This window comes from Exiguobacterium sp. s75 (assembly GCF_018617145.1).
In the GTDB taxonomy this organism is placed as follows: domain Bacteria; phylum Bacillota; class Bacilli; order Exiguobacteriales; family Exiguobacteriaceae; genus Exiguobacterium; species Exiguobacterium profundum.
Window position 1 is genome coordinate 65,713 of record NZ_JACSJQ010000003.1, and the last position, 12,917, is coordinate 78,629.

Consider the following 12,917-nt stretch of genomic DNA (forward strand, 5'->3'; position numbering starts at 1 on the left):
AGGGGAAAACGGAACATGAAAAAATGGACAGCTTGGCTACTCGCACTGACAATGGTACTGATGGCAGCTTGCTCGACTGAACAACCGGGGTCATCTTCTGAGACGGAAACGAAAGATGGGGATTATGAGATCGGATTATCTATCTCGACATTGAACAACCCGTTCTTCGTCGCATTGAAAGAAGGCGCGGAAGAACAGGCGAACGAAATGGATGCGACGTTGACGGTAGCGGACGCGCAAAACGATGCCGCGAAACAAGTGAACGACGTCGAAGACATGATTCAAAAGGGGATGGATTTGATTCTCATCAACCCGACAGATTCAGAAGCGGTCGGTGCAGCGGTACAAGCAGCGAACGATGCAGGCATTCCTGTCATCACGGTAGACCGTAACGCTGAAACAGGGGACGTCGTCGCCCACGTGGCATCAGATAACGTCGCAGGTGGACAGCTGGCGGGTGACTACATGGTCGAACTCGTAGGCGAAGGGCAAAAAGTCGTCGAGCTCGAGGGGGTTCCAGGAGCGTCTGCGACACGTGACCGCGGACAAGGATTCAACGAAGCCATCGATGGGAAATTGGAAGTCGTGGCAAAACAATCGGCAAACTTTGACCGTGCAGAAGGATTGACGGTCATGGAGAACATCCTACAGGACAATAAAGACATCGTCGCTGTATTCGCACATAACGATGAGATGGCACTCGGTGCCGTTCAAGCACTCGAAGCGGCTGGAATGAGTGACGTGAAAGTCATCGGATTCGATGCGACAGATGATGCCGTCAAAGCGGTCGAAGGTGGGACGATGGCAGCAACGGTTGCCCAAAAACCAGCTGAGATTGGGAAGTTGGGTGTAGAAGCGGCAATCACCCACTTGAAAGGTGAAACGGTGGAAGAGAACATCCCGGTCGAACTCGAATTAATCAAATAAGTAAGTAGAAACCTCACGATGCCTTGATTTCGGGTAGAGCTCGTGAGGTCATTTTTATTTATATGGGGAAATGAGAAATTGTGTATCGTTGTTCATATATTTTAAAGAGTACTGCACTTCTATTAAAATGACGGTTTCGCTTGCTTTTAATATATGTGCTTTTCCGCGTTGAATTGAGATGGCATTGGTCGGTCTTACCTCAAATGATTCTCCATCAATCGTCACGATTGCTGTGCCTTGGAGAATCGTCCAAATTGTATCGGTCTCTTCATGATAATGGTAACTGAGTTCTTTCCCTGCTTGAACGAGCATGCGACGTGTCACACTGTGATGCCCATCGGCGAGTGTCTCATGATGGATGACTTCCGACTGCCCCCATCGCTTCCATTTGAATTTTGGATAGTCGTCGGATGAGGCGAGATAATCTTTCAGCTGCGGGGTCGCCTCTTTCTTCGAGACGAGAATTCCATCCGCGTTGACGGCGACGACAAGGTCTTCTAGCCCAATCCCAATCAAAGGAAGGTTCAATTCATTGATCACATGTGTGTTCGTCGATTCGAACAGTTCGACTTGACCGTGAGTTGTGGACGTCATTTCTTCAGTCAATGTGTTCCATGTTCCTAAGTCTTTCCAATCGCCATCGTAGCGGTGAACGAATACCGACTCTGTATGTTCGACAACGGCATAGTCAAACGAAGTCTTTTCTAATTCGTCATAGCGTGAAGTGAGGTCTGAATAAGTTGTCGGTAAGTTTCGTTCTGCTAGTTCATCAAGTAACAGATGTAACTTGCAAGCAAAGATTCCACAGTTCCAAAGGGCACCTTGTCCAATCAACTGTTCTGCTACATCGACGGTCGGTTTTTCCTGAAATAGGCGAACCGAGGACATTTGGGCCGTCTCGTCTGGAACGATATATCCGTATTTTGATGTCGGATGAAGGGGTGTGACCCCAATTAGATGCAAAGCATCATCGTTCGCTTGGACTGCTTCATCGACTTGAGGGAAATATTCAAAGAAGCGGAGGTCGACGTAAGCATCGACCGGCATCACAAGTACCGTTTCATCCAGAGGCACATGTTGCTCGTTTAAATAGCTTGCCCCGAGAACGATAGCGGGAAATGTATCACGACGAGTTGGTTCGGAAATGATATTAGTATCTGTGCCAACTTGATGAATGACACAATCTTTTTGCTGAACATTTGTGATAATGAAAGCGTTAGTGTCTAAATCTTGTGTTTTTAGTTGATTATAAACTCTCTCAAGCATTGATTGTTTCGTTCCACCTCTGCTAGGCAATAAACGAATGAATTGTTTGGCATTCGAATTGTTCGAAAGTGGCCATAGTCTTTTTCCATCACCGCCAGATAATAATAGAATCTTCATCGAATGTCCTCTCTTCAAATAGAGTTTCTCATCTATTTCGCCAAACGTCGGACTATCCCTGTCTAATCAAAAAAGAGACAGCCGATTCCGGCTATCTCTTTACAATATAGGACGAAGCAATGCACGAACGGGACTTCCATCCCCTTCGACGATTGGGAGAGGGACGGCATTCAAATCGTAATCTCCCGGTAAGATATTGTCTAAAACGAGTCCTTCTAGGATATGCACACCATTTCGTGCTAACGCGTGATGGGCATCCATCTCTTTACTGTCAATCGCATCAACGGACGGTAAGTCGAGTCCGATCAAGAAGATTCCGAGTTCTCCGAGACGATCGGCAAGAGCGGGTGTCAGTTCAGGGATCGTCTCGGGGAAGCCGCTCTTATCGGGCCAACCATCCGTTTTTAAGATGAGGCGTTCCACCCCAGTCAAATCGTGACCATCCAAATCAGATGCTTCAATCTTTGCCTTATGCGGTAGATGAATCACACGGGCTGGTCCGATATATACGGACGGATCGAGGTCGATCACGCGCTTCCCATGGTCGTCAAAATGAAACGGTGCATCGATGTGGGTCCCGAGATGTAAACTCAATGTCATCTTCCCGACATTGACGGAACCACTCTCTGCCATCGGCCACGCGATTTCATACGAAAATTTTGTATCTCCCGGCCATGTCGCAACATCGGCATGAAGTGGCTGTGATACATCAATCCAAGTCATTGCATTCAGCTCCTCTTATAGTGATGTCCGGACCGTCCACAGTTCTGGGAAGAAGCGATGGTCGAGCACGCGACGTAAATAGTTCACGCCAGACGAACCACCTGTCCCCATCTTCTGTCCGATAATGCGTTCCACGGTGCTCATATGGTTAAAGCGCCACATCTGTTGCTGGCTACCGATATCGAGTAGCTTTTCACCGAGCTCATATAAGTCCCAATACGTGTCGACGTCTCGATAGACTTCGACCCATGCCTTCTCGACACTTTCATTCCATTCCCAGTCCTGGGTGACATCACGTTCGAGCACGCTCGCATCAATCGATAGACCCCGACGATGCATTTCGCGGACCGTCACATCATAAATGCTAGGAGCTTGTAGCGAGCCTTCGAGCAATGGATACAATTTTTCATCGTGTGCGTAAACACTGAGCGTCCGTGCGTTTTTGAAGCCGAGTGCGAATTCGATCTGTCGGTTTTGGTAAGACTGAAAACCAGAGGACGAGCCGAGTTGGTCTCGGAACTCTAAATACTCGGCCGGTGTCAACGTCGCGAGGACGCCCCATGACTGGATGAGTTGTTGCTGAATCTTCGAGACGCGGGCGAGCATCTTGAACGAACGTTCGAGCTCCCCGTTCGTGATGGCCGTCGTGGCTGCTGTCAATTCATGCAAAATGAGTTTCATCCACAACTCGCTCGTCTGATGGATGATGATGAACAGCATCTCATCATGATGGTCAGAAAGGCGATGTTGACTTGATAAAATCGGGTCGAGCTGGAGATAGTCCCCGTACGACATGTCTTTTGAGAAATCTGTTTGAATCGATTTTTCTACTTTATGTTCTGTGCGTTCACTCATGACAGTTCCTCCCTTATGCGACCACTTCGCGGACGTTCTCGAACGCCTCATATTCTTTGTCGTCCATGATTTTCTTCAACGTCACGATCACGTCATATACGTCGGTAAACGTATTATATAGTGCGACCGGCGCGAGACGGATGATATTCGGTGCGCGGAAGTCAGGGATGATGTGATGTTTCTTCAACGCTTTACAGATGCGTGCCGCTTCGGGATGCTCGAGGCTCAAATGAGCGCCGCGCTGTCGTGTGTCAGTCGGGCTACCGATGAAGAATCCGTGAGGTGCGAGCATCTCTTCGATCAAATCCATCATATACGTCGTGAGCGCGAGTGATTTTTGACGAATCGCTTCCATCCCGACCTCGTTGAACATCTCAAGCGCGCCAAGTTGAGGAGCTAGGCTCATAACGTGTGGTGTTCCGATTTGGAACGCACCGGCATGTTCGGCCGGTGTCATCGTATGGTCCATATCGAACTGTTTATCTTTGCGCGAACCGAACCATCCGGCGAGTCCAGGTGTCGTGCCGAAGTGACGTTCATGAACGAATAAGCCCCCGACCGTTCCCGGACCCCCGTTCAAATGTTTATAGTTGCACCAGTATGCGAAGTCGACACCCCAGTCGTGGAAGTCATGAGGGATGGCGCCGACGGAGTGACAGGCATCGAAGCCGATCAAAATTCCACGCTCGTGTGCCGCCTTCGTTAGACGAGGCATATCTAAAATCTGACCACTGCGATAGAGGACGGTCGGCAATACGATCAGGGCAATCTCGTCGGTCATCGCGGCAATCAAGTCGTCTTCTACCAAGAAGCGCCCATCCGGACTGTCGACTTGAACGAGGTGCTCAGAAGGGTCGAGTCCACGCAATTCGAGCTGGCTCTTTAAAGCGTAAATGTCAGACGGGAACGTGAGGGCGTCTGCCAAAATCTTCGTGCGTTTGCCATCCGGTTTGAAGAACGATGCGACGAGTTGATGCAAGTTCACGGTCGTCGAACCAGTGACCATCACTTCTTCCGGCTTTCCACCGATGAGCGGCGCGTTCAGTGCGGCCAACTCTTCGGACAAGTTGAACCAAGGATGGCGACCTGACATCCAGCCGTCGATCCCGAGCTCTCTCCAGTCCGCAAGCGATTCAAGGAGTGTGCGCTCGGCTCGTTTCGATAAGAGACCGAGTGAATTCCCATCCATATAAATCCCGTGTTCCGGTAAATAAAATTCTTCCCGATACGATGCGAGCGGGTCTTGTTTGTCTAGTTGTTGTGCGTAAGCACGTGTGAAATCGTTCATCTCCCCATATTCCCCCTTTAAAGCTTGTACGTTGTCAAAATCGTAGCAATCGGACATAAGGAAGTCAACAAACAACGAGGGCAGGTAGACATCATACACATTGGTATTCCCTTCATCGTGTTTTACGCAGTTGAATCGGGAAAAGAACTAAGGAGGAGGGAACGATATGAAATTGATTGCGATTGATTTAGACGGGACGCTGTTATCGCGCACGGGCGTGATAACAAAGGCAAACCAGGAGGCGATTCGTCGTCGGCAAGAACAGGGTGATATCGTCACGATTTGTTCAGGACGTTCGATTCATGATATCGAGGAGCTGTTGAAGCGAAGTGACCTCGTCTGTCCGATTTTGTCAGGTAACGGAGCAATCGGGTTTTATGAGAACGAGCGAATTTACTATCATGCGATGGATCAAACGGTTGTAGACGAGCTATGGGAAATCGCGAACGCAGATGATGCGTACGTCGAATTTTATACGAATGCGGGAGTGAAAGTACTCCGTTCAGGGAGTGATTTATTAAAACGGGAACTCAATGAGGTGTTGCCACATGATCAATCGTTCACCCGTGAGTGGGCGGAACGTGAGATTGAAATCCAAAATGAGCAGTTCGGTCTGACATATATGGATTCGATGGCAGACATCGACTTTGAACGAGATGAAGTGTACAAGGTGTTTGTCTATTCGTTCGATCGCCGAAAGCTACACCGGTTGCGTAAAATCTATGAACCACGGAACGATATTTTGATTACGACTGCGGGGTGGACGAAAATTGAAATCGGACATCCTCATGCGAGTAAAGGCGCAGCCTTGAAACAGCTAGCTGAGCATTATCAGATTCCGATGCGTGATGTCGTCGCCATCGGAGACAATCTGAATGATGTGTCGATGTTCGAAGTGGCAGAAACAAGGATTGCGATGGGGAATGCTGTGGATCCGTTAAAAGATTTGAGCACGCATATTACAAAGGATGTAGAAGAGGACGGGGTCGCTTACGCGCTGACGCATTATGTATGAATTGGATTATGGAGAAATCGTGAACGAGGATTGAATCTCACTTAAAACGGATATTGTATACATGTAACCATTCACTTTCTGAAATGAGTCGGGGAACGGGGAGGCACTTTCGTCACCTGTCGCTTATGGATGAAAGGAATGGGCAAAGCCCACATGAACGTGAATCGTGTATTCCAAACGATGATGCGTCGGCCTCTGCTTGCCATACGAGCAAGCATACCAGACAGACTGTTTGTATACGGAATTCCACATGATCCGCGTCAGAAGTGGACATCATAGGTGCCAAGTCCTCTCGTGCCCATTCGATCAAAATGTCTATGAGTCACCTATTCAATTTCATGTTTTCGAATGAAAAACAATTGGTGAACCAATGGACGATGAACGGATTGGAATGATGCGTCACGTTGGCTTGGACATCTCTAGTCGAACCAAATCATGGATGGGACGGTCAATCGAGCAAGGGCTTGGTTGGATGAAAGTCCGGGGACTAGAGAATCAAGAAAAGCGCCGAGTGAGGGCGCTTTTCTTGTGGTATCCTATTGAGTGAATGCAACCGATGGAGGGATCATATGCCAAAGCTATATTGGTTTGGGACGTTCCTTAGTGGAGTGATTCTTTTGACAACGGGAACGATGGAAGGTCTTTACCGCATACTCCCAATTGGGTTGATGGCTATCGCGGTCATCGGCTATTTCATACAGATTCGATTCGAGCAAAAGAAGCGGCGCCCTTGATTGGGTGCCGCTTCTCTATATTAGGTTATAAAGATTCGAGCAAACGTGTCATCACGTCATCGATTTCTTTTTGCAATGCATCAACTTGTCGTTGTAACGCCATCAATTCATCAAGGTCATCCAATTCATTCATCCGTTGGAGCAGTGCCCGATGTTCTGTCTCTAATTGGGTCAGGTGAGTTTCCTCATCAACCGTAGATGGAGCGGGTTTCGTCTGCTTCAGCGATTTTGATCGTTTGATGTGTTCCGTTTTAGGTTCATCTTTCGATGCCTGTCCACGCTTGTCGAGGGCATAGGCGACGTTACCTTCGAAACGTGTCATCGTCCCGTCGAGCCAATACGTGATAGGGAACAGCTTATTCAAGAAGTAGCGGTCATGGGAAACCGTAACGACCGTTCCAGGGAAACGTTCGAGTGCCTCTTCAAGTGCCTCTCTCGATTCGATATCGAGGTGGTTCGTCGGCTCATCTAGGACAAGGACATTGATTTCTTCATGGACGAGGATGGCAAGCATGAGTCGCATCTTCTCCCCGCCGCTCAAATTCGTGACCGGTTTAAACACACTCGCGCCGTAAAACAGAAATTGAGCGAGAAGGTGTCTCGCTTTGCCTTCATCGACTGCAATCCGGTCCCGAAACGCCTCGATTAAGCGATGTGACTCATCGAACGTGATGTGTTGCGATAGATAGCCGATTTTGGCTTGGTCGGCTCGCCTTACGGTTCCGGCTTGCGGGATAACTTCACCGAGCAATATTTTCAAAAGCGAAGACTTTCCACTCCCGTTCGGTCCGACGATGGCGACGCGTTCCCCGTACCCTGTGTAGAAGTGCACGTCTTCAAATAGAGGACGATCATAGATAAGTGTCACGTCATTTACTTCGAAGACGTCGCGCCCGGTTCGCCCGTTCGTCGTGAACTGGATATTCGGTTGCTCGGCTTCGAGTTGTGGTCGCTTGATTCGTTCAATTCGTTCGAGAGCCTTTTCCATCGATTTGGCGCGACGATAGAACTTTTCATTCGGCGGATTGCCCTCGTTGGCCCATTGCCGCAACTGCCGGATCGTTTCCTTCATTTTTTTGATTTTCTTCTGTTGCTCCGTGTAAGCGTGAAACTGGTCAAGCAACTGTTTTTCTTTTTGGGCAACGAAGTCCGTATAATTCCCAGGATAACTCGTCAATTCTCCATCCTCGCACTCGACGATTCGTGTGGCGACCGCATCTAAGAAGACCCGGTCATGGGAGACGATGAGGAGCGCTGAATCGTAATCCTGTAAATAGGATTCGAGCCAAGTCATCGCTTCTAAATCTAGATGGTTCGTCGGTTCGTCCAAAATGAGTAGCTCTGGTTCCTGAAGGAGTGCTAAGGCGAGACCGATTTTTGTACGCTCGCCCCCGCTTAGCGTATCGAACGGTTGGTCCACGAATGAGGTCAATTTGAGTCCATCAATCATTGCGCTGATTTTTGACTCGTAGACATATCCACCCGCATGTTCGAATTGTTCTTGAATGGCACCGTATGATTCGAGAAGGCGTTCGAGCTGTTCGGACGTCGCCATCTCTTGCTCGAGGGAAGACATTTTTTCACTCAGGCGAGTCACTTCCTCAAAAGCAGTATAGAGGACGTCACGACCACTGCGTCCAGGGTAGTCAGGAAGCTGCACCAAATAGCCGATAGAGAGTCGTTGTCGGCGGTAAATCGTACCGGCGTCATGCTCTTCAGAGCCGACAAGGATTCGTAAAAGCGTCGTTTTGCCACTGCCGTTTCGGCCGACAAGACCGACTCGTTCGTTTTCGTTCATGAATAAATTCGCATCTGTGAGAACGGTGTGCCCACCGTATTGTTTTTGAATGTGTTGAAGATCGATCAACATAATAGGTTCCTCCTAAAGTTAGGGCCTATCAAAAAAACCGAGCACAAAGAAGCGCTCGGTTTAGAAAGAGAGAGGCGCTTTGTCGTATATTCAGCAATGTCTAAAAAAGGACAGACGGGTCCCTTGATTAAGCGACATCGTGAAAAATCGCACGCAAAATGTACAAATGTTCAGTTGTCCAATGCGTACGTCCGACAAATTTCACCTTTCTCCCTCCTTTCATTCATCTATATCTTGATTGTAAGCGTTTTTCTTACGACTGACAATGAAAATAAATGAAAATAAAGGAAATGGAAGCAAGGATGTCGTATATAGTCGCCATCGAGGAGGCGAAGAAATGAGGAAAGAATGGCTAGGAGCACTCAGTTTGACACTTGCGGCGAGTATATGGGGCGGGATGTATGTGGTCAGTAAATATGCGCTCGCATATATTGAACCGTTCACGTTCGTCTGGTTACGATACGCTGTTGCATTTATGGTCCTTTTCGTCGTTTGGTTTCGGTTTGGACGGGAATCGATTCGACGGGCGGATTGGAAGTGGATCGGACTCGTCGGCGTCATTGGATACGTCGCTTCGATTTCGTTTCAATTTATCGGAACGAAGCTATCGGATGCACATACCGGCTCCCTTGTGACCGCAGCGACACCAGCTTTCATGGTCTTATTTGCCCGAATCTTATTGAAAGAACGACTGACTCCTGTCAAGATTGGAGCGCTTGGGCTGGCAACGGTCGGTGTTCTCATCGTCGTCGGTTGGGAAGGGGAAGGGACGTATCGCTTAGGCAGTTTTATACTCGTATTAGCCGCCGTGACGTGGGCGCTCATGTCCATTTACGTCAAAATCGGAACACAGACCTTATCGACGTTGACACTGACGACGTTTGCGATTGGAGTTGCCTGGTTGTTGATGACCCCTTTGATGAGTATAGAGGTCATTCAAAACGGCTTTCCAGAATTGAATGGTGTCCTTTGGCTCAGTGTTCTCTATATCGGTGTCGTATCGACGGCAGGAGCGTTTTTCTTTTGGAACAAAGGACTTGAGTTGATGGATGCGAGTGTCGGGTCACTCTTTTTCTTCTTTCAACCCTTGGTTGGTGGGACGCTCGGGTGGCTCGTTTTGAACGAAACGCTCCATCTGAATTTCTTTATCGGTGCCGGTTGTATCATGACGGCGGTGACGTGGTCGACGTTTGCGGAACGAAGACAACAACTGCCCACTTCAGAACGAAATCTTTGACGACAAAACGGACGCCCTCATGTTTAGAGGGCGTCCGTTTTTGATTAAAAGCCACGATGCTCGAGTTTGTCTTGTTCGCGCTTCATTTCGAGTTCAAGACGCTGGATGGCAAGTTTCTCTTCTTCAATCTTCAAGCGACGTTCTTCGACACGCGCTTCTCTCGTTTTAATGATTGTATTGGCGCCGACCGATGAAACGACAATCACCATGACCATGATGTAGAAAAAGAAATCCATGTGTATCCCTCCTTTAGTTGATTAAGTTCGTGACCAGTCGTTGTGTCTCAAGTGCGGTACGACCGTCGGTTAAAATCGCTGTATCATCGATGAGTGCAGAAATGAAATGGTCAATCGCGCCCTGGAATCCTCGTTGCACGAGTGTCGTGTCCCATGAACCGAACGTTTCGACTTCATGTCGACCGTGCTTGAAACGATGTAGCGTGACCATCTCGTCGACGGCCAACCGTTCTCCGTCACGAACGATCGAGACGTGCTCGTGATTCACTCCGGCCGTGCGATGCATCGATGTCGTGTGCATTCCGTGCTCGTCTTGCCACACGTGGCGGGCAAATCGAAGCTCATGCTTGTCATTGATCTCGACTTGACCTGAGACGAGTGTGAGCTCGGTACCAGCGAGAAAACGTAACGTATCGACGACATGTAAGTAATCATCGAGTAAGGTGAAGGTTGCATCCTTTGGACCGACATCGTTCTCTCGATGCTTCACCACATCAATCATGTGGGTAGGGGACTCATGTTGTAGACGCATATACATCGGTGCAAAGCGTCGGTTGAACCCGACCATCAGCTTTCGACCAAGTCTTTCAGCTTGTTCAACGAGTTGCGCTGCTTCTTCTACCGTTGCGGCGAGGGGTTTATCAACGTAAACATCGACCCCGTGTTCTAGTAGATACGATACGATGTCATAATGGGTTTCAGTTGAACTATGTACGAACGCTGCATCGATAGATGAGGCGAGATCATTCAATGTGTCGAATGAGGTCATTCGGTATGTTTGACAAATCGTGTCTCGCTTAGATGTGTTCGGGGAAAAGGCGCCGACCACCTCGATTCGAGGATGAATCGAAAGGATGGGTAAATACGCTTTTTGAGCGATATTTCCAAGTCCGACAATACCGATTTTTGGTTTTTGCATCCCATTCACTCCTTTGGTTCATCATAACAAAAAACCGGACAACGAATGTGTCCGGTTCAAGAATTAAAGACTAGCACTTAAGACGATTTCACCTTGTGGCGTCTCATTTCCGCGATTCGGTTCTTTTGTGACGGCGACGGTATCCCAGTCGACGTCGACTTCATCCGAGTCGAGTGTGTAGATGACCGTCCCGTTCCCTTTATCATCGGTGACGAAAGCGCCGGTCGGAATCGGGGCACCATCTTTTAAGAGCCATACTTGATACACCTCATTGGCATCGAGTGAGGCTAGGCCGTTCGTTTGGACGATCAGTTGTGTCGTTCCGTCCTGCTCTGCAAGATAAGCGGTTCCTTCAGACTCACCTTCAAGTGGGATTGATTCGGTCAGTGTGATGCCAGGTGAATCGGGTTGATTGGTGAGCAGATACCCGTTTCCAATCAAAGAGAGTAGGAGCGCCGCTGCTAAAGCGACCATTCCCCAGACCGGTACGTTCCGTTTCTTCTTCTGTTTAAACGGTGTCGCCGGTGGAACTGATGTAGAAGTGTCGGTTGTTGTGACGGGTTCATTGTCTTCTTCTTCGAATACACGATCGAGGACACGCGCTTTCATGCCTCGGGGTGGCTCAGTCGGAGTAGACAAGAACGCGACGCCACCGACAAGAGCTTCAAGTTGTTCGAGCTCTTCTTGACAGTCCTTACACGTTGCCAGATGTTGTTCAAATTTCATTCGCTCTTCTTCCGTTAAATGTTGGTTGAAGTAGTCAATCAATTGGTCGCATGCGTTCATTGTTCTACCTCCTTTCCGATGAATTCATGGGATAACTGTTTCCTCAGTTGCCTCAGCGCCAGTCGAATCCTTCCTTTTACCGTTCCGAGCGGGATGCCACATGCATCAGCAATTTTTTGCTGGCTCAGTCCTTGGAAATACATGAGTCGGACGACCTGCTGCTGTTCGGCAGGTAATGTGGCCATGGCTGTCTCGATTTGAGCACGCTCTTCTTGCCACTCGACTTCTTTCTCAACGGACGGTGACTCGGAAGGAATGGCCTCAGCGTAAGATTCGTCTAGTTGTAGATCCGGTTTACGCTTCCGAATTAAGTCGATGGCTACGTGCCGACTCATCGTGAAGAGCCAAGAACGAAACTTTCCTTTTGCCTCATCGTAAACGCCTCCGCCACGCCAAAGTTTGATGAATACTTCTTGCATGGCTTCTTCCGCCAAATCACGATCTTTTGTCAGTTGTAGGACGAATGCGTATAAAATGCGTTCGTATCGATCATACAATATTTCGAGCGCCTCTTTGTCCTTTTGCCTGACACGCTCATATAACTCTAAGTCAGTCATAACATACTCCTTTGCGCAGAAGGGATGTCCCTTGTATTGATCTAACGTATAAAATCGAAAAATGGATGCCTATTTTGTGTGACTATTTATTGAACATGTCACTGCTTGATCCGGAAGCTTCGAATAAATGAATAATCTTAATTTCTCTGAAAGAAGGTAGGTGATGACACTTAGCCCAATCGTCGTCATCAGCATCAATCCGATTGCGGTTAAGGGAGCGCTCACCGTCGCCCAAAAGAAGTATGTGCGAATGCCAAAAAGAAAAGAAAAGACAATAAAAAATCCGGTAATCAAGCTACTCATTTGGCAATAAGCTCGAGAGATTCGTGAAATCATAAGATGCCTCCTTTGTTTCATTGTACTATAGGAGGAAGAGAAAACGATAAG

The 12,917-nt window shown here is 48.4% G+C and carries 14 protein-coding genes; 5 read left to right on the top strand and 9 right to left on the bottom strand.

Annotated features, from left to right (window positions below; translation table 11 throughout):
* Positions 1-15 precede the first annotated feature (15 nt).
* Positions 16-927 carry a ribose ABC transporter substrate-binding protein RbsB gene (gene rbsB / locus KNO68_RS11480; RefSeq protein WP_215112507.1) on the top strand — a complete coding sequence of 304 codons (912 nt, stop codon included), beginning with the start codon at positions 16-18 and terminating at the stop codon, positions 925-927.
* A 54-nt stretch (positions 928-981) separates the two neighbouring features.
* Here the strand turns inward: rbsB and KNO68_RS11485 are convergent, their stop codons facing one another.
* The 4 genes from KNO68_RS11485 to kynU all read right to left on the bottom strand — a co-directional run bounded on the left by KNO68_RS11485 (position 982) and on the right by kynU (position 5,176).
* Positions 982-2,310 carry a sugar phosphate nucleotidyltransferase gene (locus KNO68_RS11485; RefSeq protein WP_215112508.1) on the bottom strand — a complete coding sequence of 443 codons (1,329 nt, stop codon included), beginning with the start codon at positions 2,308-2,310 and terminating at the stop codon, positions 982-984.
* 99 nt (positions 2,311-2,409) lie between these two features.
* Positions 2,410-3,033, bottom strand: coding sequence for an arylformamidase (gene kynB, locus KNO68_RS11490; protein WP_215112509.1), 624 nt, complete (start codon positions 3,031-3,033; stop codon positions 2,410-2,412).
* 15 nt (positions 3,034-3,048) lie between these two features.
* Complete coding sequence (gene kynA, locus KNO68_RS11495; RefSeq protein ID WP_012727549.1) at positions 3,049-3,888, bottom strand: tryptophan 2,3-dioxygenase; 840 nt, start codon at positions 3,886-3,888, stop codon at positions 3,049-3,051.
* Between the two features lie 13 nt (positions 3,889-3,901).
* On the bottom strand, positions 3,902-5,176 hold the full coding sequence (gene kynU / locus KNO68_RS11500; RefSeq protein ID WP_215112510.1) for a kynureninase: 1,275 nt from the start codon (positions 5,174-5,176) through the stop codon (positions 3,902-3,904).
* A 166-nt stretch (positions 5,177-5,342) separates the two neighbouring features.
* Between kynU and KNO68_RS11505 the strand changes: the two genes are divergently transcribed.
* Positions 5,343-6,191, top strand: a complete 849-nt coding sequence (locus KNO68_RS11505) for a Cof-type HAD-IIB family hydrolase (RefSeq protein WP_215112511.1) — start codon at positions 5,343-5,345, stop codon at positions 6,189-6,191.
* Positions 6,192-6,760: 569 nt separating this feature from the next.
* On the top strand, positions 6,761-6,925 hold the full coding sequence (locus KNO68_RS11510) for a hypothetical protein (protein WP_167365511.1): 165 nt from the start codon (positions 6,761-6,763) through the stop codon (positions 6,923-6,925).
* A 25-nt stretch (positions 6,926-6,950) separates the two neighbouring features.
* Here the strand turns inward: KNO68_RS11510 and abc-f are convergent, their stop codons facing one another.
* Positions 6,951-8,795, bottom strand: a complete 1,845-nt coding sequence (abc-f, locus tag KNO68_RS11515) for a ribosomal protection-like ABC-F family protein (protein ID WP_215112512.1) — start codon at positions 8,793-8,795, stop codon at positions 6,951-6,953.
* Between the two features lie 337 nt (positions 8,796-9,132).
* Here abc-f and KNO68_RS11520 point away from each other — a divergent pair, with 337 nt between their 5' ends.
* Positions 9,133-10,032, top strand: coding sequence for a DMT family transporter (locus KNO68_RS11520; RefSeq protein ID WP_215112513.1), 900 nt, complete (start codon positions 9,133-9,135; stop codon positions 10,030-10,032).
* Between the two features lie 44 nt (positions 10,033-10,076).
* Here KNO68_RS11520 and KNO68_RS11525 read toward each other — a convergent pair whose 3' ends face one another.
* The 4 genes from KNO68_RS11525 to KNO68_RS11540 form a co-directional block, all read right to left on the bottom strand.
* Positions 10,077-10,268: a hypothetical protein gene (locus KNO68_RS11525; protein ID WP_215112514.1), complete on the bottom strand. Its 192-nt coding sequence runs from the start codon at positions 10,266-10,268 to the stop codon at positions 10,077-10,079.
* A gap of 13 nt (positions 10,269-10,281) precedes the next feature.
* Positions 10,282-11,187 (bottom strand): Gfo/Idh/MocA family protein, encoded by a 906-nt coding sequence (locus KNO68_RS11530; protein ID WP_215112515.1) that lies wholly within the window; start codon positions 11,185-11,187, stop codon positions 10,282-10,284.
* A 63-nt stretch (positions 11,188-11,250) separates the two neighbouring features.
* Positions 11,251-11,973, bottom strand: coding sequence for an anti-sigma factor (locus KNO68_RS11535; RefSeq protein ID WP_214872958.1), 723 nt, complete (start codon positions 11,971-11,973; stop codon positions 11,251-11,253).
* On the bottom strand, positions 11,970-12,530 hold the full coding sequence (locus tag KNO68_RS11540) for an RNA polymerase sigma factor (RefSeq protein ID WP_215112516.1): 561 nt from the start codon (positions 12,528-12,530) through the stop codon (positions 11,970-11,972). The genes KNO68_RS11535 and KNO68_RS11540 overlap by 4 nt, the downstream gene beginning before the upstream one ends.
* Positions 12,531-12,693: 163 nt before the next feature.
* On the opposite strand from KNO68_RS11540, the gene KNO68_RS11545 reads away from it, so the two are divergent.
* Positions 12,694-12,843, top strand: coding sequence for a hypothetical protein (locus KNO68_RS11545; protein WP_214687655.1), 150 nt, complete (start codon positions 12,694-12,696; stop codon positions 12,841-12,843).
* Positions 12,844-12,917 lie beyond the last annotated feature (74 nt).